This is a genomic window from Streptomyces sp. S.PB5 (assembly GCF_030403745.1).
Classification (GTDB): Bacteria; Actinomycetota; Actinomycetes; order Streptomycetales; family Streptomycetaceae; genus Streptomyces.
The window spans coordinates 185,604-209,741 of record NZ_JAQMWP010000019.1 but is presented as its reverse complement, the minus strand read 5'-3'; the positions used below and the strand labels follow the sequence as shown (position 1 = coordinate 209,741).

Genomic DNA, 24,138 nt, shown 5'->3' with positions numbered 1-24,138 from the left:
CGCTGCAGGTTGGAGTCGCGCCGGGCCCCCGAACTGCCGTCGGCGAAGGCCTCGTTCACGACGTCCCACTGGACGATCTTGCCCTTGTAGTGGTTCATCACGCCGTTGATGTGGTCGATCATCGCCTGCCGCAGGGTGCTGCCGCTGAGGCTCTGCATCCAGCCGGGCTGCTGGGAGTGCCAGGCCAGGGTGTGGCCGCGCACCTTCTTGCCGTTCTGCACCGCCCAGTTGTAGACGCGGTCACCCGCGGTGAAGTTGAACTGGCCCCGCTGCGGTTCGGTGGCATCGATCTTCATCTCGTTCTCGGCCGTGACCATGTTGAACTCACGGTTCGCGATCGTGGTGTACGCCGAGTCGCCCAGCCTGCCCGAGGCGATGGCGGTGCCGAAGTAACGGCCGCTCTGCGCCGCCGCGGCGCCGAGCGTGCTCTCGGCGGCGCTCGCGGGCGGCGGCGCGACCAGTGCGCCGGCCGCGGCAAGGACACCGACGACCAGCGCCGGCAGCAGGCCGCGGATCTTGCGGCGGACGACTTGTCTGGGAAGGGCGTGCGGACCCATGGCTGTGCCTCCAAGTTGGACATCACGGAATGACGGGAGCGCGGGGGAAGTGCGCCGGCTTCGACGGCACGCGGTCGGCCACCGGTTACATACAGCGGGCGGTGGTCGACAGCGGTGTTTCGACACAGACACGGGGTACTCCATCGCGGCTCAGCCGGGGGCCGTCACGCGGCGTCGCGTACCTCTCCAACGGTGCGAAGAGCCAGGATGCGCTGGTGCGAACCTCACCGGAAGGAAACGGGGTGGCGCGGGTGCTTCGATGCGTGGATCTGCCGTTCGGCACAAGGTGCCCGGGACCACCACAGTTCGAAATCCCGAACTACGGTCGGCCACTCAGAGAGGGATGATTGAGGGGTTGACAGTGAATCGTCAACACTCATCACAGAGAAAGTTTCCGTTAGTCAGTCGAAACTTTCAGTCCCGCAACGGGTTTGCAGGCATCCCTCACCCAACTCCCTTCCCACCCTGCCCCTTGGAATTGCCCGCCCTACCGCGACCTCCAGGGCCTCCCGGAGCAATGGTTTGCAGACAGATCTGCGACAGAGACCTTGACCGGAGGCCTCCGCGTTCCTAGCTTGCGACGTCAAGGTTCGGTGAGGTCATCGAATGTTTCGATGACCTCACCGCTCCGGTACGGCCGCTTCGCGGCTCAACGGCGTCACCCCACCCCCGCTCCCAAGGAGGCCTTCTGATGCGGTTTCGCCACCGGTCACTGCTTCGCCCAAGACACTTACTCGCCATCCTTGCGCCTTTGCTCCTGGTGGCCGGCTTCCTCGGTGCCCAGCCCGCCAGCGCGGCGACCGTAGACCCCAACGCCTCGTATGTGCTGGTCAACCGCAACAGCGGTAAGGCCCTCGACGTATACAATCTGTCGACCGCGGACGGCGCCCGCATCACCCAGTGGACGAGGAACGACCAGAACCAGCAGCAGTGGCAGTTCGTCGATTCCGGGGGCGGCTACTACCGCGTCAAGTCCCGTCTCTCGGGCAAGGTGCTGGACGTCCAGAACCGGTCCACGGCGAACGGCGGCGCGATCGTCCAGTGGACCGACCAGAACGCGACCAACCAGCAGTGGCGGCTGGCCGACAGCTCCGACGGCTATGTGCGGCTCATCGCGCGCCACAGCAACAAGGCCCTCGAGGTCCAGGGCGCCTCCACCGCCGACAACGCGAACATCGTCCAGTATGACGACTGGGGCGGCGCCAACCAGCAGTGGCAGTTCGTCAAGGTCGGCGGCAGCACCCCCGGCCCGTGCGACCTGCCCTCGAGCTACCGCTGGTCGTCGACGGGCCCGCTGGCACAGCCCAGGCCGGAATGGGCCTCGCTCAAGGACTTCACCGTCGCCCCCTACAACGGCAGGCAGCTCGTCTACGCGACGACCCACGGCGCCGCGGGAACGGGCAAGGCGTGGGGCTCGATGAACTTCGGCCTGTTCACCAACTGGTCGGAGATGGCCTCGGCAAGCCAGAACACGATGTCGTCGGGCACCGTCGCGCCTTCACTCTTCTACTTCGCGCCGAAGAACATCTGGGTGCTCACCTACCAGTGGGGCGCGGCCGCCTTCAACTACCGGACGTCGACCGATCCGACCAACCCGAACGGCTGGTCAGCACCGCAGCCCCTGTTCACCGGCAGCATCTCCGACTCCGGAACCGGCCCCATCGACCAGACGATCATCGGTGACGGGACGAACATGTACCTGTTCTTCGCCGGTGACAACGGCAGGATCTACCGGGCCAGCATGCCCATCGGGAACTTCCCGGGCAGCTTCGGCTCCTCGTACACAACGATCATGAGCGACACGGTGAAGAACCTGTTCGAGGCGCCGCAGGTCTACAAGCTGCAGGGCCAGAACCGCTACCTCATGATCGTCGAGGCCCGGGGCGCCACTGAGCAGCGGTTCTTCCGCTCGTTCACGGCCACCAGTCTGAACGGCTCGTGGACACCCCAGGCCGCGACCGAGAGCAACCCCTTCGCGGGCAAGGCCAACAGCGGGGCCACCTGGACCAACGACATCAGCCACGGCGAACTGCTGCGCACCAGCGCCGACCAGACGATGACCGTCGATCCCTGCAACCTCCAGTTGCTCTACCAGGGGCGCAGCCCCAGCTCCGACGGCGTCGACTACGGCCTCCTCCCCTACCGTCCAGGGCTGCTGACACTTCAGCGCTGACGGCACGACACGGGGCGCGGTCAGGCGTCCTGTGACAGAAAGGGGCGCCTGCCAGGCGCCCCTTTCTGTCACTCCGCTTCTGTCACTCCGCTTCTGTCACTCCTCGTCGCGCAGCCTGGCCGCCAGCGAAGTCAGCGCCTCCGTCTCCTCCACGTGTCCCAGCGCGGTCAGGCGGGAGACGGCCGCGTCGACGCGGGTGAGGGCGAGTGCCGTGCGTTCCAGGTAGATGCCCTCCACCGCGCCCGCGAGGCGGACGCACTCGGCCCACTCGCCGGCGTCGTCGTCCCGGCCCGGCTCGCCGAGCAGTCCAAGGGCCTTGTCCAGCGCCACGAGGGCGTCCTCGTACTCACCCGCGTAGGCGTTGACCCGGCCGTACTCATAGGCCAGGGCCGGGTCCAGGGCGCGGCCGTGGGCCTCGTAGCCGGCGGCGCGGGCCTCGTCGGCGATGCGGCCCGCGTCGGAGAGGAAGGCGAGGGCGGCGGGCAGACCGTCCGCGCCCTGCTTCTGGGACTGGAGACGGGCGAGTTCCCGCAGTGAGCTGCTGAGGTGCTCGTAGCGCGGCTCCCGGCCGTGGGCGGCGAGTGCCTGGTCCGCGGCCTCGCGGGCGCGGTCGAACTCGCCGGACTCGCCGAGGAGTACGGCGGTCTCCGCGGCGATCATGGCGTGGCTGCCCGGGTCGTCGTCCCAGGCGGAGGACTCGCCCGCCAGGGTGACGAACTCCGCCGTCGCCGCCTTGAGGTCCTCCCCCGCGTGCAGGGCGCGGGCGCGGGTCAGGCGGAGCTGGGCGACGAGCCGGTCGTCCAGCTCTCCGGCGGTGACGTCCGGTTCGGTCAGCAGGGAGTCGAGGAGCGCGATGCAGTCCTCGATGCGGCCGAGGTCGAGGCTGAGCTGGGCGGCGTTGCTGTAGGTGCAGAACGCGTCCACGCGGCTGCCGCGGCGCAGGGCCACCTCCGCGGAGCGCGTCAGATGCCGCAGTGCCTCGTCGGGGCGGCCCAGGTGCATGCAGGCCTCGGCGAGATCGCTGTGCAGGCGGGAGGTGTCGACGGTGTCGGCCGGCCACTCGGCGGCCAGTCGCAGCCCCTCGGCGAGGTTGTCGTACGCGGCCTGCGCGTCCCGCAGGCCGAACTGGAACCGGCCGCGCAGCCCGAGCGTGCGGGGCAGGTGCCAGGCGGGGCCGTGCGCCTTGAGCCGGTCGAGCAGGGCGTCGATCTCGGTGACGGCGGCGGGCAGGTCGCCGGAGAGGGCGTGCGTGCTGGCCCGCAGCAGCAGGGCCCCGGAGATCTGCCCGTCGATGTCGTGCCGGGTGGCGAACGCGAGCAGTCGGTCCACCTCGGCGAACACCGCCGCGACCTGCTCCTGGTCACCCGAGGCCTGAAGGCGCAGGGCGAGCGCGGTCACCCGCAGCCGCAGCAGCCGGGCCTCCAGGAACGGGGCGAGGCCGGTCGTCTCCTCGTGCAGCCGGGCCATGGAGGCGTGGGCGGCGGCCAGTTCGGCGGCCTTCGCCTCGGGTTCGTCGGCGTCCTGCGGAGCCGGGATCTCCGCGGTCGCGAGCAGGGCGGAGGCGCGGCAGACCGCCGCGTGACCGGGCTCGCCCGCGTCGTCGTACAGGGCCGCGGCCTCCTCGTGGAGGGCGGCGGACTCGACGTACTCGTCCTTGTTGCCCGCCCGGCTGGCCTCTTCGGCCAGCAGGTCGGCGCGCAGCCGTACGAGCGGTCCCACGGCCGGGTCGTCGGGGTGGGTGTAGTCGCGGGCGGCGACGAGGGTGCGCAGCCGTTCCCAGCAGGCCTGGGCGTCCGGGTGGCCCTCCTCGTCCAACGCCCTTGCCCGCAGGATGAGTTCGGGCAGGTCTTCGGGGACCGCGGCGGTCGTACGGGCCGCGGGTGCGGCGACCGGGGCGGCCGGGGCCACGTCGTCGAGGGCGCGGGGACGCAGGGTCAGCTCCAGCGACTCCACGAGCGGGGCACGGTCCAAGCGGGCCCTGCGGCGGTCGGCGTTGGCTGTGGTTCCGTTGCGGGCGTCGAAGCGGGCGGCGAGGTCGTCGGCGCGCCCGCGGACCTCGGCGCGCAGGGCGGCCACGGTCCAGGTACGGCCCGTGTACCCGGCGGTGGGCAGTTCGCCGTGGCCGAGGTGCTCGACGCGCTGGAGGAGGACCTCGACGCCGGTGAGGAAGCCGAGCTGGTCGAGCGGCGAGTCGACCTCGTCGAACAGGTTCCGGTTCTCGGCGAGCAGTTCCAGACCGCGTGCCTCGTTGCCGGTGAGCGCGCAGAACTCCAGGTGCCGGCCGACCTCTTCGGACATCGAAGGGTTGCGGCGGCAGGCACGGTAGCCCGTGAGGTGCAGTTCGCGGGCCCGGTCGGCCCGGCCGGTGCGCAGCAGGGGCAGCAGCGCGTACGAGGCGGAGCGGGACGGCTCCTCCTTGCAGGACTCCTTCCCGGTCAGGACCGGCTCCCAGGCGCCCAGCGCCCGCTCGTCGTCGCCCGACGTGAGGTGGTACAGGGCGCGCTGGCAGATCTCGCAGGCCTCGCAGTCACTGAGCCGGGTACGGGTGCGGCCCGCCCACAACTCGTAGGCGAGGGCGGTGTCCTCGCCGACGTGGGCGGCGAGCTGGTACGCCTGCCCGTAGTACGGCTGGAGGCCGAGGTCTGCCTTCTCGTACCGGTCGCGCATCTCCTGCAGCCACTGGCGCAGGCTGGTCAGCGGTATCTCGGGCAGCTGGCGCAGGGCGTGGGCCACCCACTTGAACCGCCAGAACAGCTGGTGGCGCAGGCGCTCGTCGAAGACGTCGGGCTGCTCGTCGAAAAGGGTGAGCAGCCGGGCGAAGACGACCGGGGACTTCCGGGGTTCGGAGCCGTAGGTGTACGCCTCCTGGAGTTCGAGGAGGGCGTGGATGAGGACGGCGGGGTCCTCGAACTGCTCGGCGGCGTCGACGAGTTCCTCGGCGGAGACGGTGCGGGCCCGGCCGTACGGGCGCCGGTCGTTCTCCTGGAGCGCCTGGAACAGCTCGTCTGTGCTCTGGGGACGGGGTGCAGTCGTCATCGTCAGCTGTCCTTGCGCAGGGCGTGGGCGAGAAGGTCGAGGAAGGAGCGGTTGATCAGGCTCGACTCGGCGGGCCTGAGCGGGCGCCGGGAGAGCATCGCGGCCTGTCCGTAGAGGGCTTCGGCGCTGGTGCGGGCCAGTTCGGGCTCGTCGATGGCGACGGCGGTGCGGACCAGCGGGTTGAGCTGGTTGAGGATCAGCTGGGCGCGCGGGGCCTCCTGGCGCAGGGCGCCGAGGATGTCGCCCCACAGGCCGCCCTCCTGCTCGCGGGCGAGCTGGGAGCGGGTGCGCTCGTGCCGGGCCTCGCGGCTGTCGACGAGGAGGGCCGGGGCGGAGGCGGGCTGGAAGGTGCGCAGCGCGACATCGCAGTCGAAGACGGCGAGGGCGTCCCGGGCCTGGGCGAGATAGGCCGCGGCGGCCAGTTCCGTCTCCCGGTCGACGGGGTCGAGATGGGCGGTGAGGGTCGCCGGGTCGAGGTCGGCGACGCTGGCCTCGGGCCTGATCTCGGGCAGCCGGTGGACCAGTTGGCGGTCGTAGGTGTAGCCGCCGTTGACGACGCCGAGTCCGGCGGCCGAGGCGATCGCGGCGACCTGCCGGAACTCCTCCACGCTGGACGTGACGAGCACGGTGCGGTGGGTGCGCGCGAACTCGTCGAGGGTGCAGTGTCCGTCGGTGGTCTCGAACGGCAGCCAGGGCAGCAGCATCCGCAGGATCTCGTCGTCGTGCACCGCGAGGGACTTCACGGCCAGGTGGTGGGCCTGGAGGAAGCGGCCGAGCAGCTCCGGGTCGCTGGCGGCGGCCCGGGCGATCCAGTCGCGCAGCCGCTCGGCCAGCGCGTCACGCACGGCGGCGAGGGTGTCGTCCTCGTACAGGGCTTCGCGCGATGCCGTCGGGCGCAGGCTCTCGGCGTCGACGACACAGCGGACGAAGAACGCCCACTCGGGCAGGATCTCCTCGGCCTGCTCGGACAGCAGCATGCCTTTGACGTGCACGCGGTGGCCGTGACGTCGACCGGCCGGTACCGCCTCGGGAAGGACACAGGCGATGCCCTTCAGGCCGACGGCCGGGAGGTCCAGCTCGATGGTGTCCAACGGCTTGAATCCGAAGACCTCTTCGCCGTACGCGGCCAGCGCGCGGGAGCGGGCGCCCGGGGTGGGGTACGTGCTCGACCAGGGCGCGGGGTCGGGGTTCACCGGCACGCCCGCGCTGCCCGAGCCGTCGTCGAAGGTCACCGGGTGCCGCAGCAGGGAGCCGAAGTGCCGGGCCAGCGCGTGCACTTGGGCCGGGCGTGTCCACTCGCCGGCGTCGGCGCGCGGCGTCAGTGTGACGGTGGTGCCCGGCCGGGGTCGGGCGGAGGCGGGCAGGGTGCGGACGGTGTAGCTGCCGTCGCCGCGGCCCCGCCACTCCACGGCGGGCGCGTCGGGGGTGCGGGCCGAGCGGCTCACGACGTGGATCTCGTCGGCGACCAGGAAGCAGGAGAGCAGGCCGATGCCGAACTGGCCGATGAAGTCCGCGCGTTGCTCGGCGACCTGCTCGGCGCGCTTGCTGCTGCGGCCGATCGTGGCGAGGAAGGTGTGCACGTCGGCCTCGGTGAGACCGACGCCGTCGTCCTCGACGCGTACGACGGAGCCGTCGGCGTACAGGCGGATACCGAAGGCGCCGTGGGGCTCGATGGCGTGCCGTGCGGTGAGGGCGTCGACCGCGTTCTGCAGGAGTTCGCGCAGATAGACGCGGGGGCTGGAGTAGAGGTGGTGGGAGAGGAGGTCCACCAGGCCGCGGAGGTCGACCTGGAAGGTGCGGTCGGTGGCGGGCTGGTGGGCCGAGGTGTCACGCAAAGGCATGGGGCAGTCCGGGGTGAAGGGAACGGCGGGGGTGGGCGGTTGTCGGCGGGCCGGCCGCGGACGTGCGGTGACGGTGGGCCGACGGGGTCGGCGGGGCCGATGATGCCGATGGGCCGGTGGGGCCTTGTGGCCGGTACGGGGCCGGTGCGGCCGTAGGGCCGTGTGGATCCGGGGTGACCGAGACGACCGGTGGTATGGCCGCAGTGGCCGCTATGGCTGCTGCGGCCGGTGGCTCAGAAGGCCTTGCGGAAGCGCGCGTACGCTTTCTCCGGGTCCGCCATGAAGGTCCACGGCCACCGGGTGATCACACCGTCCAGCTCGCGGAAGACGTTGGAGGCCTTGCTGCTGCCCGCCAGCGAGAGGGCCATCGCGAAGATGTTGTAGTCGCCCTGCCAGCCCAGGCCGCGCTCGTACGCGTGGTGCAGGATGCTGCGCTCCGCCGCCTCCCTCAACTCGGTCCGGATCCGCGGCTGCTGCAGACAGTCACGGTTGTCGGACTCCACCCAGTCCTCGATGTGTGCCATGGCGACGACACAGCCGAGCCGATGTCCGTCGGGCGCGGCGGCGAAGGCCTTCCGGGCGAAGTCCAGGGCCTGGCCCGGCTCTCCGCCCCAGCGCGGCTGGAGATGCGAGACCCACTCCAGGTGGATGTCCGGGTTCAGCGGATCGCGGCGCAGACCGGCCGCGAGCCGGGCGTCCTGGACGCTGTCGTCGACGGACATGCCGCGTCCCGAGGTGAGCAGATGACGCCACGGTGTGACCCAGTCGGGCTGCAGTTCGGCGGCTTCGAGAAGGTGCTCCTCGGCGATGCCCAGCCGCTCGTAGAAGGTCTGCCACTGCTCGCGGCTGACGTCGACGGCACGGGCCGACGTGCGCGCCTCCCAGCCCCAGGCGACATGGCGTGCACCCGATATCAGCAGTGCGGTCGCCCGGAGCTCCTTGTCGTCCTTGTCCTCCTCGGCGGCCCGGACGGCCCACTCCTCCACACCGCCCACGTCGGTGAGCTGGCCCAGGACCTCCTGCTGGTGGCCTAGGTCGAAGGGGGCCAGCGCCGCCTTGACCGCCGCCCAGTCACCCGCGTCGGCCGCCTCGACCAGCGCGAGCACCCGTGCGTCCCCCAACGCGCGCAATGCGTACGTCCCGTGCTTCCGCTTGCCCGGGACGGGAAGGGCGTGCGGATCCGCCGCCGTTCTCTCCGCACCTCTCCCGAACAACTTGCCCAGCATGCCGCGCCCTCCCCTGGTACCGCGTGATCGTGAGGGGCAGCATAAACGGCACCACTGACACCGCTTCCACAGGGTTTTCACCTCTGCCGCACGTGCGAAGTCCGTCTCCGACTGCCCCAAAGTGCGTACAACTATGAAAAAATTACGCACACGGCGTCGAAGGAGAGTTCTCGTGAGCAGTTCCGGCGACCAGCTCGGCTACGGAAGTCAGCGGCTCGACCGCACCGGCCAGGCCGAGGCCTTCGACGCCATCGGCGACCGCTATGACGAGGCCTTCCCGCACAAGGAGGGGCAGGTCGAATCCGCCGAGTGGCTGATCAAGTCCCTGTCGTCCGGGGCCCGGGTGCTGGACCTGGGCTGCGGCACCGGCGTCCCGACCGCACTGCAGCTGGCGGAGGCGGGTCTCCAGGTCGTCGGGGTCGACCTGTCGGACCGGATGGTCGCGCTCGCCCGGCAGCATGTGCCCGCCGGGGAGTTCCACCGGGCGGACATCGCGGATCTGCGGCCCGCAGGCCCACGGGATCTCGGCCGTTTCGACGCGGTGTCGGCCTTCTTCTCACTGCTGATGCTGCCCCGCGCCGAGATCCCCCTCGCCCTGCGCACCATCCACCACCTGCTGGTTCCGGGCGGACTCTTCGCGCTGTCGATGGTCGAGGCCGACGTGGACGACTTCGAGATCCCGTTCATCGGCAGCACCATCCGGGTCTCCGGCTATCTACGGGAGGAGCTGCGCGAGGTCGTCGAGGGGGCGGGCTTCGAGATCGTCGACGAGGCCGCGTTCTCGTACGCCCCGGCGTCCGTGGACGTCCCGCCCGAGGTGCAGATCTTCCTGCGCTGCCGACGGCATGCCTGACGACTCCTGATCCACCCCGCCCCGGCGGGTCCGCACGGCCGGAAGGACACGGCGTGACGAAGCACCCCGGTGCCGAGGGAGGCAACGACGGACAGCCGGCCGGCCGGCGCAGGCCCGCCGACACCGGACGCCGCCCTCAGCACCCCGCGCCGTCCCCCGCGCCACCCACGCCGACCTCGTCCCCCGCATCCCCCGCATCCCCCGATACGACCGGCCCCGAGCCCCGCCCCCGAGCCGCAACGGCCGCCGGGGCCGAGGGCCGCCCCGGAGCCGTCCTGCGCCTCTCCGCCGCGAAGGCCGCCCACCGCCCAAGGGCCACCGAACCGCAGTCCGTGAAAGCCCACCCGCACCCCGGGTCGACCGCCGGCCCCCGAACCCGCACGCAGACCGGAGAACCCACCGACCCCAGGCCCCGCACCCCGTCCACAGCAGCCACCCCGACCGCACCCCGCACTCCCGCCCCCGCACCCGCCCGCGCCCCCGCACCCGCGCCCGCAGCTGCAACAGCCGCAGCCTCAGCCCCCGCAGGCGCCCGCGCCCACGCCCGCCCCGGAGCCGCCCTGCGCCTCTCCGCCGCGAGAGCCGCCGTCCGCCCCGGCGTCACCGAGCCCCAGACCGACCGCCTCCGCTACCTCGACGCCGCGACCCGTTGGATCGGCCGCGGCATGAACCTCGACGAGACAGTCCGCGAACTCTGCAACGCGGCCGTTCCGGCCTTCGCCGACACCGCGTTCGTCCACCTCTACGCCCCGCTCCCGATCGGCGACGAGACCTCCGCCGAGCCCGGCGTCCTGCGCCTGCACACCGCGAACCGCGCCCTGCCGCCCGAGACGACCCCGCCGACCGCCCAGGCCGTCCAGACCGCCCAAGCCGTCCAAGCCGCCCATGCGGCCGAGGTCGTCCAGGCAGCCGAGGTTGTACGCCCGTCCCCCACCGGTCTGCTCGCCACCCTGCTGCAGACCGGGCGCCCCGTGTTCGGCAACGCCCCGGGCATCGCCCCCGCGGTCGCCGAACTGCTGGGTGCGGCGGCCGCCCGGCGGGCGGCGGCGTCCGGGCGGCGGCTGATCGTCGCGCCGCTGCACGGCCCCAGCCATGTCCTGGGCAGCATGGTGCTCATCCGCGGCCCCGGACGGTCACCGTTCACCGCCGACGACCTGCTCGTCGCCTCCCAGCTCGCCACCCACACCGCACTCGGCATCCACAAGGCGGTGCTGTACGCGCGCGAGGCCGCCGTCGCCGACGCGCTGCAGCGCACGATGCTGCCGCCCTCGCTGCCCGAACCGCCCGGAGCCGTGCTGGCCAGCCGTTATCTCCCGGCCTCGCAAACCGCGCAGGTCGGCGGCGACTGGTACGACGCGATCCCGCTGCCCGGGAACCGGGTCGCACTGGTCATCGGCGACGTGATGGGCCACTCCATGACCTCGGCCGCGATCATGGGCCAGCTGCGCACCATCGTGCAGACCCTGGCGGGGCTCGACCTGTCCCCGGACGAGGTCCTGCAGCACCTCGACGAGCAGGCGGAACGGCTCGGCAGCGAGCACACGGCGACCTGTCTGTACGCCATGTACGACCCCGTGCTGCACCGGCTGCTGATCGCCAGCGCGGGCCACCTGCCGCCCGTGCTCCTGCACCCGGACGGCAGCACCGAGGTCCTGGAGGTACCGCCCGGCGCCCCGATCGGCGTCGGGGCCGACGCAGGCTTCGAGTCCGTCGAGCTGCCCGCACCGGCCGGAGCGACCCTGCTGCTGTACACCGACGGTCTCGTCGAGTCCCGCGACTCGGACGTGCTGACCGGCGTGGAACGGCTGCGCACCCGGCTCGCGGCGGCGCCCCCGGACATCGAGCGGCTCTGCGACCACGCCCTCGGCCCGCTGGGAGCGGGGAACCGGGACGACGACATCGCCCTGCTCGCCGCCCGCTTCAAGGGCATCCGGCCGGACACCGTCGCCTACTGGTATCTGGCCCCTCGTCCGCAGACCGCGGGACAGGCCCGCAGGCTGACCCGCAGGACGCTGCACCACTGGGGCCTGGCCGACCTGGTGGAGTCCACCGAGCTCATGGTCAGCGAGGTGGTGGCGAACGCCGTACGTTTCGCCACCCGCCCGATCACGCTGCGCCTGCTCTGCACGGACGTACTCCGCTGCGAGGTGGGCGACGACTCGTCCGTGGTGCCGAGGATGCGGCACGCGCAGCTCAGCGACGAGGGCGGCCGCGGGTTGTTCCTGGTCGACCAGCTGTCGCAGCGCTGGGGAGCGACCAGGGTGAGCACGGGCAAGGTGGTCTGGTTCGAGCAGCCGCTGCCCCGCTGAACACAGACCGTAGGCCGACCTGCTTTCACGTGGATCCTCGGCGTTCCCCGCACTGAAGAACACCCCGCCGTCGTCGACGTGCGCACGCCCGGCGAGTACGCCGGCGGCCTTGTCCCCGGCGCCCACGATGTCCCGCTGGACCGGCTGGACGAGGCGGCGGGCGTGCTGCGGGCGCTCGCCGCGCGCGGACCGCTGCTGATCGTGTGCGCCTCCGGGGCCCGTTCCGCGAAGGGCTGCGACCCGTTGGCGGCTCTCGGCGTCGAGGCCGTCTCCCCGGAAGGCGGCACCGGCGCCTAGGCCGCGGCCCGCCACCCGGTCGAGTGCCCGGCCGAGTCCGGCCGCACCACGTGGCCGATGGACCGTCAGGTCCGCCTCAGCGCGGGCTCACCGGTCGGCGCGGGGGCCTGGTCCTCTCGGCCGTGTCCCACACCTGCGGCATGGCGGCCCTGCTGAGAAGGCTTCCGTACAACAGGGCGCCGAAGGACGCGGTGTCCTTCCAGGAGACGCTGGTGCGACTGGCCGCGTGGCCCGGGCCGGGGAGCGGGGTGGTGCCGTATCCGCCTCCGGGTTCCGGGCGCGAGAGGAGGGGGGCGGGTCCGCGCCCTCTCCCCCACCCTGCCAGCCCTTCTCCCCGGTCCCCTGGGTGCGAGCCCGGCCGTCCTCGCGTACGACTTGAGGGACCGCGTCGCCGACCCGACGGAGAGCCATGAACGACGCCGCTCCCCAGGCCCGTGCCTCCGCGCTGCTGCGCCGCCCCAAGCTGTGGGTCATGCCGGCCGTCCTCAGCGGACTGCTCGCCCTGCTGCTGTCCCTGCTCTACATGGGCGGCATCGTCAATCCGCAGGGCGACCTCAAGGACCTGCCGATCGCGCTGGTCAACGGCGACACCGGCAAGCCGCTGCCCGGCCAGGAGCAGAACCTGGGCACCCGGATCGCCGCCACGATCATGTCCGACACCTCCACCGACAAGGCCGAGTGGCGGCAACTCACCCGGACGCAGGCCCAGGACGAGCTGGACTCGGGGAAGGTCTACGGCGCCCTGGTCGTCCCCGCGGACTTCACCGACTCCGTCGCCGCGCTCACCACCACCGGTGCCACCGAGCGGCCGACGTTGACGGTGCTGACCAACCCCGGCAAGGGCAGCCTCGGTTCCTCCCTCGCCGGTCAGATCACCACGCAGGCCGCGCACCAGGCATCGCAGACCATCGGCGAGGAGCTGACACGCTCCGCCCCGCGGGCCGACGCCACCCGGAAGCTGCTGCTCGCCGACCCGGTGACGGTCACCACCGAGGTCGGCCACCCTGTCGGCAAGCACAGCGGACTGGGCCTGACCGCCTTCTACTACACGCTGCTGCTGGTCCTGGCGGGCTTCATGGGCGGCAACATCATCAGCAACGGCGTCGACACGGCCCTCGGCTACGCCGACAACGAGATCGGCCCCTGGCACACCCGGCTGCCCACCGTGCCGATCGACCGCACCCAGACCCTGCTGCTGAAGATGGCGATGACGGCGGGCATCACACTCGTCACGGCCTCCCTGGTGATGCTCGCCTGCGTCACCCTCCTGGGCATGGACGCGACGCACCTCCCCCTGCTGTGGGTCTACTCCTACTGTGCGGCCCTCGCGGTCGGCATCGGCGTCCAGGCCATCAACGCGGCGTTCGGCGGCATCGGCCAGCTCGTGTCGATGTTCGTCTTCATCGTGCTGGGCCTGCCGTCCTCGGGCGCCACCGTCCCGCTCCAGGCGGTCCCGGGCTTCTACCGCTTCCTGTCCCACTTCGAGCCCATGCGCCAGCTCAGCGACGGTGTCCGCGCGATCCTCTACTTCGACGCCCGCGGCGACGCCGGCCTCACCCGCGCCTGGACCATGACCGCGATCGGCGCCGCCCTCGGCATCCTCTTCGGCTTCGCGATGACCCTCTACTACGACCGCAAGGGCCACAAACGGCTGACCCCGCAACCCGCCTGACGCCCGGCCCCGGGCTGCAACCTCTTCGCAACGTCCCGTCTGCTGCGCTGGACCGCATGTATGAGGAGATCCCGCGCGTCGAGCTCACTCCCGCGGCCGCCGTGCTGCTGCGCCGGCTGCGCGAGGCGCACGGCCCGCTGATGTTCCACCAGTCCGGCGGCTGCTGTGACGGCAGTGCCCCCATGTGCTACCCGGCGGGCGAGTTCCGCACCGGCGGCTCCGACGTGCTGCTCGCGGAGCTGGAGGTCGAGGGCGTCGAGGAGCCGGTGACGTTCTGGATGTCACGCGGCCAGTACGAGGTGTGGAGCCACACCCGGCTGATCGTCGACGTCGTCGAGGGGCGGGGCAGCGGCTTCTCGCTGGAAGCACCCGAAGGAGTGCGTTTCCTGACCCGTTCCCGTCTGCTCGGCTCCTAGAAAGACTGCCGTCTGGCGCAATTCCCCTGAGTCCTGGGACAGTTGACGGGACATCAGGGGGGACTGTGACGCGCCGTCAGAGAGAGTTCCGCACGGGCAGAACGGTACTGACGTTTCTCACGGCGATCGGCGCGCTGGCCGGTGCGGCCCTGACCGGGGCGGCACCGGCCGGCGCCGTACAGGCCGCGGCCCGGCTCGCTTCCGGCGTGACCTATCAGCAGTACGACATCCAGGCGGCCAAGGGGCCGACCCGTGTGCATGTGCTCACCGTCGACCTGCGCGATCCGCGCGTACGGCTCGACCTGCTCCACCCGGGCGCGGTGGCCGCGCGGGCGCCCGTCTCCCGGCTCGCCGACGCCCAAGGCGCGGAGGCGGGCGTCAACGGGGACTTCTTCAACATCACCGAGACCCAGCACCCGGGCGTGGAGGCGACCGGCGCGAGCGTGGGCCCGGCGGTCGCGAGCGGCCGCACCCTCAAGGCGGCGGTCCCGGACGGCCAGCGCTTCGGCCCCGCCCTGCCGCCCGGCACCTCCACCGCCAATGTGCTCGGCATGGGTGTCGACCGGCGGGTCCGGCTCGACAGCATGGTCCTGCTCGGCTCGGTCCGGACCGCGCAGGGCGAACCGCCGCTCCGCGGGCTCAACCAGTACGCCCTGCCGGTGGGGTCGATCGGCGCCTTCACCAGCGCCTGGGGCAGCGCCTCCCGGGTGCGCGCCACCTGCGGTACGGACACCGACCGGGCCGCTCCGTGCAGTACCGACACCCACGAGGTGACGGTCCGGCAGGGGCGGGTGGTGTCGGCCGCGGACACGCCGGGCGGCGGCGCCATCGCCGCGGGGACCACCGTGCTGCTGGGCAGGGAGGAGGGGGCGCAGTGGCTGCGGAAGCTCTCCGTCGGCGAGCCGGTCCGGGTGCAGCACCGGTTGCTTGCGACCGGGACCCGGATCCCGTACCGCTTCGCGCTCGGCGGCTACCCCGTCCTCGACGACGGCCGGCCGCTGCCCGGTCTGGACGCCACGGCCTCCGCCGTACGCACCGCCGTGGGGGTCGCGGACGACGGCCGGCGGGTGCTGCTGCTCGCCGTGGACGGCGCGACCGCGTACCGCACCGGCCTGACCATCGCCGAAGTGGCGTCCGTGCTGCAGGGGTTGGGCGCGGTCGACGGCTTCAGCCTGGACGGCGGAGGGTCGTCGACACTGGTCGCCCGAGCGCCGGGCGCGACCGCGGTGTCGGTACGCAACCATCCCAGCGGCGGCGCGGAACGCCCCGTCCCGAACGGCATCGGGGTCTTCTCGACCGGATGAGGCCCCAGGACCACCTGGACTGCAGGGACTACAGGGGCTACAGGGACCTCAAGGTCGGAGACTGCTGACGATGTCCGCGGTCGCCGTCAGGCCGCTGTGGATGGTCGGGGCGATGCTGGTGCTGGCCATGTAGAACCCGAGCAGGGCGCAGACCAGGGCGTGGGAGACCTTCAGCCCGCCGTTGCGCAGGAAGATCACCGCCAGGATCAGCAGCAACATCACCACAGAGATGGAAATCGCCATCGTCGGCCTCCTCCGCCACGCCAACACGCCCGTTTCACGGCGTTCGGCCGCAAGTGTGGCGTAGCGGAGGGTTCGTCCGTGCGGCTGACCTGTCCGCCGAACGTGTGGTGTCTACGCCGACCGACGGGCGTCCAGGAAGGCTTCGAGACCGGCGAGGTCGTCGGTGTTGAGGTAGTCGACGTCGGCGGCGAGCAGTTCGCCCCACAGTGCGTCGCGCGCGGGCCCGGCGACATCGGGTGTGGCCCAGAACCGCACCTGCTGCCCGCGGGCATGCGCCGTCTGCACGATGCCGCGCAGCTTCTGCCGCTCGGCGTCGGGGAACGCGCCCACGCCCTGCCAGGTGAAGTTCAGCGTCCAGTTGTCGCTGATCAGCGAGATGAAGGAGGCCGGCGCGGAACTGCCGAGGTCGGCGAGCCGGCCGTCGTAGAAGGCGCGCCGCACGGTCTGCGCCTCCATGGGCGTACGGGCGGCGCGGTCACCGGAGATGACGGCGGTGACGGGACCGGGGAAGACCCGGCCGTGGGCGTAGGTGGTGAACAGGTGCTTGTAGCGCTGGAGATGCCGATCGAGTTCGAGGTACGTCGAGGAGCCCTCGGTCTTGATGTCGATGAGCAGCTGGAGCGGCCTGCGGTGACCCCGGTACACCGAACCGCGGTTGGCCTTGACGATCCTGGCCAGCGGGTCGAGGTAGAGGGACTCCAGGGTGCGGGACGGGTCGAGGTCGTCCACGGTGTGGCCGATGAGGAGCTGGTCGCCGACGAGGAAGATGTCGGCCTCGACGCTGCCGAAGCGGTGGTCGAGGGCGTCGAAGAGGGGCCGCTCGTGCTCGTAGTCGTTGTGGGCGTGGGCCCGCCACAACGGCCGCGGATGGCGCTTCTGTTCGCCGGCGAGCGCGTCGGCGGCGGGCAGGGCGACGACGCCCGCGAGGGCGGCGCCGATGGTGGTGAGGGCTCTGCGACGGGTGGTGAGGGCCATGCCTGCCTCCCTTTGAGGGCGGTACGGGACACCGGTGAGTATGGGGTCGTACCGCCCCCAAAGGGCATGTTCGTGACAGGAGTTGGCCGGACTGCCGCCGTCTGTTCATCGCCCTCGCGCGGGGCACACGAAAAAGCCCGCCCCAGGTGGGGCGGGCTTTCCCAGGTGAACGTCAGGGGGCCTGGAGGTCGACCAGTTCGGCCAGTGCCGCGCGGTGGGCGCCCGCGGTGCCGTACGCGATCGAGTCGGCCTTCGCCCGCTTGAGGTACAGGTGGATCGGGTGCTCCCACGTCATACCGATACCGGCGTGCAACTGCAGAGCCTCCTCGGCGGCGTGCACGGCGACGGACGCCGCGTAGGCCTGCGCGACGGCGACCGCCACGGCCGCTTCCTTCTCGGACGCGCCGCCGGCGAGCGCGTCGGCCGCGTTGCGCGCGGCGGCCCGCAGGTTGACGACCTCCAGCCACAGCTGGGCGAGCCGGTGCTTGAGCGCCTGGAACCCGCCGACGGGGCGGTTGAACTGCTTGCGCTCCTTCAGGTAGCGCACGGTCTCGGTCAACGCCCAGTCAGCGACCCCGAGTTGCTCGGAGGCGAGCAGCCCGGCACCGGAGCGCAAGGCCCGTCGCACGGCGGGTTCCGCGTCGCCGAGAAGACGGCCGGGAGCCCCGTTCAGGGTGACGGTCGCCAGCGGCCGGGTCAGATCGAGGGACACCTGCGGCGTGACGACCGCACGGGAAGCGTCCACCGCGTACAGCCCGCCGTCATCGGCCGGCACCAACAGCACATCGGCGGCCGCCGCGTCCGCGATCCCGGTCAACTCGCCGTGCAGGGCACCGTCTTCATGGCGTACGACCTGGTAGGCGCCGCCCGCCGTGACGTGCAGCGCGACCGCGAGGGCGCCGATCTTCCGGCCCGAGGCCAGCTCGGCGAGCAGGTCCTCGGTGCCGCAGGCCAGCAGGGCCTCGGTGGCGACGACGGCACTGGTGAGATAGGGCACCGGGGCGACCGCGCGCCCCAACTCCTCCAGTACGACGGCGACTTCGCGGTGCGTGGCGCCCTGGCCGCCCTGGGCCTCCGGGACCAGGAGACCGGCGAGTCCCATGCCGTCGGCGAGGGCCTTCCAGGCGGCGAGGTCGTGCGGGGCGTCGGACTCGGTGCGGGCGATGACGCCGGGGGCGTCGCAGTGGTCGGCGAGCAGGTCCCGTACGGCGGACCGGAGCGCCTCTTCCTCCTCGGAGTACAGCAGGTCGCTCATCGGGCCAGGTCCTTCCATGCGACGTCCTTGTCGGTGCGCGGCTCGGACGGCAGGCCCAGGACGCGCTCGGCGACGATGTTCAGCAGGACCTCGCTGGTCCCGCCCTCGATGCTGTTGCCCTTGGAGCGGAGGTAGCGGTAGCCGGCGTCCCGGCCGACGAAGTCCACCAGTTCGGGCCGGCGCATGGTCCAGTCGTCGTACAACAGGCCTTCCTCGCCCCGGAGTTCGACCTCCAGGCCGCTGATCTCCTGGTTGAGGCGGGCGAAGGCGAGCTTCATGCCGGCGCCCTCGGGGCCGGGCTGGCCGGCGACGAGCTGCTGGCGCAGGCGTTCGCCGGTGAGCCGGGCGACCTCGGCCTCGACCCACAGCTTCAGCAGCCGCTGGTGCAGGTCATGGGTGCGCAGTTCCGGGCGTTCGCGCCAGGTCTTCGAGACCGGGCCGATCATGCCGCCCTCGCGGGGCAGCCGCATGCCGCCGATGGCGACGCGCTCGTTGTTGAGCGTGGTCTGCGCGACCTTCCAGCCGTCGCCGATCGCGCCGAGGCGGCGGGCGTCGGGGATGCGGACGTCGGTGAGGAAGACCTCGTTGAACTCGGCCTCGCCGGTGATCTGGCGCAGCGGCCGGACGTCGACGCCGGGGTCGGTCATGTCGCACAGGAAGTAGGTGATGCCCGCGTGCTTGGGCACGTCCGGGTCGGTGCGGGCGATGAGGATGGCCCAGCGGGCGTTGTGCGCGCTGGACGTCCACACCTTCTGCCCGTTGACCACCCACTCGTCGCCCTCACGGACGGCCCGGGTGCCGAGCCCGGCCAGGTCGGACCCGGCGCCGGGCTCGCTGAAGAGCTGGCACCAGACCTCCTCGCCGGTCCACAGGGGCTTGAGGAAGCGCTGCTTCTGCTCCTCGGCGCCGTACTTGAGGATGGTCGGCGCGGCCATGCCGAGGCCGATGCCGTTGCGCCGCGGGTCGTTGTCGGGGGCGCCCGCGGCCTCCAGCTCGGCGTCCACGACGGCCTGGAGGGAGCGGGCGGCACCGAGTCCGCCGAGGCCCTCGGGGTAGTGCACCCAGGCCAGTCCGGCGTCGAAGCGGGCCCTCAGGAAGTCCAGACGCTCGGTCGTGGCGGGCGGGTGCGCGGCCAGCAACTCCGCTGTACGGCGCTTGAGTTCGGCTGCGTCGGTCATGCGGCGGCTCCGTTCTCCGAGGAGGCACCGGGGGACGGGACGACGGCGACCCGGCCGGTGGTGACCCCGTCCCCGACCCGCTGGACCGCGGCGGCGGCCCCGCTCAGCGGCACCCGCTCGCTCACCAGGGGCTTGATGGCGCCCCGGGCGGCGAGTTCGGTGAGCTGCTCGTGGCAGTGCTGGACCAGCTTCGGGTTCTTGGTGTTGTACAGGCCCCAATGGAGGCCTAGGATCGAGTAGTTCTTCACGAGGGCGTGGTTGAGCCCCGGGCTCGGGATGCTCCCGCCGGCGAACCCGACGACCACGATCCGCCCCTCGAAGGCGACGACCTTGGTGGACTGCGTGTAGGCCTCGCCGCCGACCGGGTCGTAGATCACGTCGGCGCCCCGCCCGCCGGTGGCTTCCTTCACGGCCGCGATGACATCCTCCGAGCGCCGGTCGATGACGACGTCACAGCCCAACTCTCGTGCCACGGTGGCCTTTTCGGCCCCGCCGACGACTCCGATGACGGTGGCCCCGGCCGCCTTGCCGAGCTGCACGGCCGCGCTGCCGACCCCTCCGGCGGCGGCGTGCACGAGCAAGGTCTCCCCGGCCTCCAGATGCGCGCGCCGGTGCAGTCCGAACCACCCCGTCTGGTAGCCGATGTGCAGGGCGGCGGCCTCGGCGTCGTCCAGCGACTCGGGCGCGGGCAGCAGACCGGCGGCGTCCGCGACGGCGTACTCGGCGAAACCGCCGTACGGCAGCGCCGGGTTGGCGAGCACACGGCGGCCGTCCTCGGTCTCGCCGCAGATCTCCACGCCCGGGGTGAACGGCAGCGGCGGCCGCACCTGGTAGTGGCCGCGGCACATCAGCACGTCCGGGAAGTTGATGTTCGCGGCACGCACCTTCAGCAGGACCTGGCCATCGCCGGGCGTCGGGGGCGCGACCTCCTCGAGGCGCATCACCTCACCCGGCTCACCGTTCTCGTGCACTTGCCATGCCTGCATGCGATGCCTCCACGCGACTACGTCGTCCGACCTGGGGTAGCCGCATACTAAGCGGTCGCTTGCCATTCAGGGAACAGTAGCGTGCGTCACGACCGCCGCGGCTTCGCCCGTACGTGCATCCGCTCCCCCTGGGGCCCGAACAGACTCAGGAACTCCGCGGGCCCCTCCCCCGTCGACCCGAACCAGTGCGGCACGCGCGTGTCGAACTCGGCCGCCTCGCCGGCCGTCATCACCACGTCGTGCCCACCGATGACCACCCGCAGCCTGCCCGACAGCACGTACAGCCACTCGTAGCCCTCATGGGTGCGCGGTTCGGGCTCCTCCATGCGCTGCGGCACCAGCACCTTGTACGCCTGGAGGCCGCCGGGCTGCCGGGTGAGCGGCCAGTACGTGCGTCCGTGCCGCACCAGCGGCGTCGAGCGCACCCTCGGGTCCCCCACCGGCGGCGAGCCGACCAGTTCGTCCAGCGGCACCTGGTGAGCCTGGGCGATCGGCAGCAGCAGCTCCAGGCTGGGCTTGCGCAGCCCGGACTCCAGCCGCGAAAGGGTGCTCACGGAGATACCGGTCGTCTCGGACAGCGAGGCGAGCGTCACCTCCCGGTCCTTGCGCAGCCGCCGCAGCCTCGGCCCGACCTCCGCGAGAACGTCATCCGTAGTCATGCCCTGTATTGCAGAATCGGCAAAGAAGTTTGTCAATCCCGCACCCACGGGACGACCGTGTCGGCATGACCGAGACACCCGAGACCTACGAAGTGATCGTGATCGGCGGCGGCGCGGCGGGCCTGTCCGCGGCCCTCGTCCTGGGCCGCGCCCGGCGCCGCACCCTCGTCATCGACGCGGGCGAGCCCCGCAACGCGCCCGCCGCCCATATGCAGGGCTATCTGACCCGCGATGGCATGCCACCCGCCGAGTTCCTGGCGATCGGCCGTGAGGAGATCGCACGGTACGGCGTCGAGCTGGTGGAGGACCGCGCGGTGGACGTCACCAGGGAATCCAGCGAGGAGTCCACCGAGGACTTCGATGTGGCGCTGGCGAGCGGCCGCACCGTCCGGGCCCGTCGCCTGGTCGTCGCGACCGGCCTCAAGGACGAGCTCCCGGACGTACCCGGCGTCGCCGAGCGCTTCGGCCGGGACGTCCTGCACTGCCCCTACTGCCACGGCTGGGAGGTCCGCGACCAGGCCTTCGGCGTACTGGCGACGACCCCGCTGAGCGTGCACCAGGCGCTGATGGTCTCGCAGTGGTCGAAGGACGTGACGCTCTTCCTGCACACGGTCACGGAGGCGGACCTGTCGGCCGACGACGTACGCAGGCTCGCAGCGGCCGGGGTCAGGGTGGTGCCGGGCGAGGTGGAGGGCCTGCGGATCGAGGACGACCGCCTGACGGGCGTGCGCCTGGCCGACGGCTCGGTGCACGCGCGGGAGGCCCTGTTCCTCGCGCCCCGCCCGGTACCGCAGACCGGACTGCTGGAGAAGCTCGGCGCCGAGTTCACGCAGACTCCCTTCGGCGCGTACCCGGTGGTCGACCCGACCGGCCTCACCTCGGTGCCGGGCGTGTGGGCGGTGGGCAACGCGATGGGCTTCGCCGAACAGGTGATCAACGCGGCGGCAGGCGGCTACCGAGCCGGGGCCACGATCAACGGAGAGCTGCTCATGACAGACCTCGACGCAACCCCCTAGGGGCGCGGGGAACTGCGCGACCAGCCACAACGCACCCGCAGACAAAACGCAACCCGTCCTTCGCCGTGAAATCCAGCGAAGCGTCCCGCACCCTGGGAACATGCTGCTTGCCCGGCTGGCCCAGGTGTCCCAGGAGGTCGCCGCGACCTCGGCGCGCTCGAAGAAGATCGCGCTGCTCGCCGAACTGTTCCGGGAGGCCGAGCCCGAGGACGTGCCGATCGTCATCCCGTATCTGGCGGGACGTCTGCCGCAGGGGCGGCTCGGGGTGGGCTGGAAGGTACTGAGCCGTCCGGTCGCCCCGGCCGCCGGGCCGAGCCTGGACGTCCGGGACGTCGACGCCCTCCTCACCGAGCTGGGCAAAGTCTCCGGCACCGGCTCCCAGGCCGAACGGACCCGTCTGGTCGGGGAGTTGATGGGCGCCGCGACGGAGGACGAGCAGCGCTTCCTCTTCGGGCTGATCAGCGGCGAGGTACGGCAGGGCGCCCTCGACGCCGTCGCCACGGAGGGACTCGCCCAGGCGACCGAGGCACCCCCGGCCGACGTCCGCCGCGCGGTCATGCTCGCGGGCTCCCTCCAGACCGTCGCCGAGGCCCTGCTCGCGGACGGTCCCACCGCCCTGGACCGCTTCCGTCTCACCGTCGGCCGCCCGGTCCTGCCGATGCTGGCGCACAGCGCGTCCTCGGTGGCGGAGGCGGTCGAGAAGCTGGGCACCTGCGCGGTCGAGGAGAAGCTGGACGGCATCCGCGTCCAGGTCCACCGGGACGGCGACGACGTACGGATCTACACCCGCACCCTCGACGAGATCACCGACCGGCTGCCCGAACTGACCTCTGCCGCACTGGAGTTGAGAGGTGAACGGTTCATCCTGGACGGGGAGGTCATCTCCTTCGACGCGGACGGCCGTCCCCGTTCCTTCCAGGAGACCGCCGGCCGCGTCGGCTCCCGCGTGGACGTGACGGCGGCCGCCGCCGAGGTCCCCGTCTCCCCCGTCTTCTTCGACGCCCTCTCCGTCGACGGCCACGACCTCCTCGACCTCCCCTTCGTCGAGCGGCACGCGGAGCTGGCCCGGCTGGTGCCCGAGCCGATGCGGGTGCGCCGGACGCTGGTGAACGGCCCGGAGGACATCGGCGCGGCCGAGGCCTTCCTCGCCCAGACGCTGGAGCGGGGCCACGAGGGCGTGGTGGTGAAGTCCCTCGACGCCCCGTACAGCGCGGGCCGCCGGGGCGCGTCCTGGCTGAAGGTGAAGCCCGTCCACACCCTCGACCTGGTCGTCCTGGCCGCCGAGTGGGGCCACGGGCGCCGTACCGGCAAGCTCTCCAACCTCCACCTCGGCGCCCGTACCGCCGACGGCGGCTTCGCGATGCTCGGCAAGACCTTCAAGGGGATGACCGACGCGATGCTGACCTGGCAGACCGAGCGGCTCCAGGAGCTGGCCGTCGACACGGACGGGTACGTGGTGACCGTACGCCCGGAGCTCGTCGTCGAGATCGCCTACGACGGTCTGCAGAGGTCCACCCGCTACCCGGCGGGCGTCACGCTCCGTTTCGCCCGTGTGGTGCGCTATCGCGAGGACAAACTGCCTAGGGAGGCCGACACGGTGGAGACGCTGCTGGCCGCGCACCCCGAGGTGAAGCCGTGAGGACGAGTGCGGGGCTGCTCCTGTTCCGGCACACCGACGACGGGCTCCAGGTCCTGCTCGGCCACATGGGCGGCCCGTTCTTCGCCCGCCGTGACGCCGGCGCCTGGACCGTCCCCAAGGGGGAGTACGTGGCCGGCGAGGAGCCCGCCTGGGACGCCGCCCGCCGGGAGTTCCAGGAGGAGCTCGGGCTGCCGCCGCCGGACGGGGAGGCCGTGCCGCTCGGTGAGGTGAGGCAGACCAACGGCAAGGTCGTCACGGTGTGGGCGATCGAGGCGGACCTCGATCCGGCGACCGTCGTGCCGGGCACGTTCCGGATGGAGTGGCCGCCGAAATCGGGGCGGGAGCAGGAGTTCCCCGAGCTGGACCGCGTGGAGTGGTTCGGCCTGGACCGGGCGCGGGACGTGATCGTCAGGGCGCAGGCCACGTTTCTCGACCGGCTGGCGGAGCACTCGCCCTGACACGTTGCGGCGGGCGCCGCCGCGCGGGAAGGTCGAAACACAGGT

General features: G+C 71.9%; 19 protein-coding genes and 1 pseudogene. 10 read left to right on the top strand and 10 right to left on the bottom strand.

Translation table 11 applies throughout. The features are described 5' to 3' along the window. Window positions 1-557, bottom strand: a 557-nt coding sequence (locus tag PH203_RS39065) for an endo-1,4-beta-xylanase (RefSeq protein WP_289926558.1), incomplete at its 3' end; no start/stop codon positions are given. Window positions 558-1,248: 691 nt separating this feature from the next. Here PH203_RS39065 and PH203_RS39060 point away from each other — a divergent pair. After that, on the top strand, window positions 1,249-2,730 hold the full coding sequence (locus tag PH203_RS39060) for a non-reducing end alpha-L-arabinofuranosidase family hydrolase (protein ID WP_289926557.1): 1,482 nt from the start codon (window positions 1,249-1,251) through the stop codon (window positions 2,728-2,730). A 96-nt stretch (window positions 2,731-2,826) separates the two neighbouring features. Here PH203_RS39060 and PH203_RS39055 read toward each other — a convergent pair whose 3' ends face one another. The 3 genes from PH203_RS39055 to PH203_RS39045 all read right to left on the bottom strand — a co-directional run bounded on the left by PH203_RS39055 (window position 2,827) and on the right by PH203_RS39045 (window position 8,833). Next, complete coding sequence (locus PH203_RS39055) at window positions 2,827-5,766, bottom strand: hypothetical protein (RefSeq protein WP_289926555.1); 2,940 nt, start codon at window positions 5,764-5,766, stop codon at window positions 2,827-2,829. Window positions 5,767-5,768: 2 nt separating this feature from the next. After that, window positions 5,769-7,607: an HSP90 family protein gene (locus PH203_RS39050; RefSeq protein WP_289926554.1), complete on the bottom strand. Its 1,839-nt coding sequence runs from the start codon at window positions 7,605-7,607 to the stop codon at window positions 5,769-5,771. A gap of 233 nt (window positions 7,608-7,840) precedes the next feature. Beyond that, window positions 7,841-8,833 carry a hypothetical protein gene (locus PH203_RS39045; RefSeq protein WP_289926552.1) on the bottom strand — a complete coding sequence of 331 codons (993 nt, stop codon included), beginning with the start codon at window positions 8,831-8,833 and terminating at the stop codon, window positions 7,841-7,843. 172 nt (window positions 8,834-9,005) lie between these two features. Here PH203_RS39045 and PH203_RS39040 point away from each other — a divergent pair, with 172 nt between their 5' ends. From PH203_RS39040 to PH203_RS39015, 6 genes and pseudogenes are all read left to right on the top strand, one after another. Beyond that, window positions 9,006-9,686: a class I SAM-dependent methyltransferase gene (locus PH203_RS39040; protein ID WP_289926551.1), complete on the top strand. Its 681-nt coding sequence runs from the start codon at window positions 9,006-9,008 to the stop codon at window positions 9,684-9,686. Window positions 9,687-9,739: 53 nt separating this feature from the next. Next, a complete protein-coding gene (locus PH203_RS39035; RefSeq protein WP_289926550.1) occupies window positions 9,740-11,995 on the top strand; it encodes a SpoIIE family protein phosphatase in 2,256 nt (751 codons plus the stop codon). A 33-nt stretch (window positions 11,996-12,028) separates the two neighbouring features. Beyond that, a pseudogene (locus tag PH203_RS39030) lies at window positions 12,029-12,474 on the top strand (rhodanese-like domain-containing protein); the annotation flags it as partial. 227 nt (window positions 12,475-12,701) lie between these two features. Then, on the top strand, window positions 12,702-13,964 hold the full coding sequence (locus PH203_RS39025; protein WP_289926549.1) for a DUF3533 domain-containing protein: 1,263 nt from the start codon (window positions 12,702-12,704) through the stop codon (window positions 13,962-13,964). Window positions 13,965-14,020: 56 nt separating this feature from the next. Continuing rightward, complete coding sequence (locus PH203_RS39020; RefSeq protein ID WP_289926548.1) at window positions 14,021-14,380, top strand: DUF779 domain-containing protein; 360 nt, start codon at window positions 14,021-14,023, stop codon at window positions 14,378-14,380. Window positions 14,381-14,445: 65 nt separating this feature from the next. Next, on the top strand, window positions 14,446-15,684 hold the full coding sequence (locus PH203_RS39015) for a phosphodiester glycosidase family protein (protein ID WP_289926547.1): 1,239 nt from the start codon (window positions 14,446-14,448) through the stop codon (window positions 15,682-15,684). A gap of 48 nt (window positions 15,685-15,732) precedes the next feature. On the opposite strand, the gene PH203_RS39010 is transcribed toward PH203_RS39015, so the two are convergent. The 6 genes from PH203_RS39010 to PH203_RS38985 all read right to left on the bottom strand — a co-directional run bounded on the left by PH203_RS39010 (window position 15,733) and on the right by PH203_RS38985 (window position 20,980). Then, on the bottom strand, window positions 15,733-15,927 hold the full coding sequence (locus PH203_RS39010; protein ID WP_046257273.1) for a hypothetical protein: 195 nt from the start codon (window positions 15,925-15,927) through the stop codon (window positions 15,733-15,735). A 111-nt stretch (window positions 15,928-16,038) separates the two neighbouring features. Continuing rightward, complete coding sequence (locus PH203_RS39005) at window positions 16,039-16,902, bottom strand: phosphatidylinositol-specific phospholipase C/glycerophosphodiester phosphodiesterase family protein (RefSeq protein WP_289926546.1); 864 nt, start codon at window positions 16,900-16,902, stop codon at window positions 16,039-16,041. A 172-nt stretch (window positions 16,903-17,074) separates the two neighbouring features. Further along, the gene (locus PH203_RS39000; RefSeq protein WP_289926545.1) at window positions 17,075-18,157 is read right to left on the bottom strand and encodes an acyl-CoA dehydrogenase family protein; all 1,083 of its coding nucleotides are present in this window, start codon (window positions 18,155-18,157) and stop codon (window positions 17,075-17,077) included. Beyond that, window positions 18,154-19,335, bottom strand: coding sequence for an acyl-CoA dehydrogenase family protein (locus tag PH203_RS38995; protein WP_289926543.1), 1,182 nt, complete (start codon window positions 19,333-19,335; stop codon window positions 18,154-18,156). The genes PH203_RS39000 and PH203_RS38995 overlap by 4 nt, the downstream gene beginning before the upstream one ends. After that, window positions 19,332-20,321 carry an NADPH:quinone oxidoreductase family protein gene (locus PH203_RS38990; protein WP_289926541.1) on the bottom strand — a complete coding sequence of 330 codons (990 nt, stop codon included), beginning with the start codon at window positions 20,319-20,321 and terminating at the stop codon, window positions 19,332-19,334. Before PH203_RS38990 ends, PH203_RS38995 begins: the two co-directional genes overlap by 4 nt. Before the next feature lie 86 nt (window positions 20,322-20,407). Continuing rightward, window positions 20,408-20,980, bottom strand: a complete 573-nt coding sequence (locus PH203_RS38985) for an XRE family transcriptional regulator (protein ID WP_289926539.1) — start codon at window positions 20,978-20,980, stop codon at window positions 20,408-20,410. A 65-nt stretch (window positions 20,981-21,045) separates the two neighbouring features. Here PH203_RS38985 and PH203_RS38980 point away from each other — a divergent pair, with 65 nt between their 5' ends. The 3 genes from PH203_RS38980 (at window position 21,046) to PH203_RS38970 (ending at window position 24,093) form a co-directional block, all read left to right on the top strand. Beyond that, window positions 21,046-21,996, top strand: coding sequence for an NAD(P)/FAD-dependent oxidoreductase (locus tag PH203_RS38980; RefSeq protein WP_289926538.1), 951 nt, complete (start codon window positions 21,046-21,048; stop codon window positions 21,994-21,996). A gap of 100 nt (window positions 21,997-22,096) precedes the next feature. Beyond that, window positions 22,097-23,635, top strand: a complete 1,539-nt coding sequence (locus PH203_RS38975) for an ATP-dependent DNA ligase (protein WP_289926537.1) — start codon at window positions 22,097-22,099, stop codon at window positions 23,633-23,635. Further along, entirely contained in the window at window positions 23,632-24,093 is a 462-nt protein-coding gene (locus PH203_RS38970) for an NUDIX domain-containing protein (protein WP_289926536.1), read from the top strand. The genes PH203_RS38975 and PH203_RS38970 overlap by 4 nt, the downstream gene beginning before the upstream one ends. Window positions 24,094-24,138: the final 45 nt, after the last annotated feature.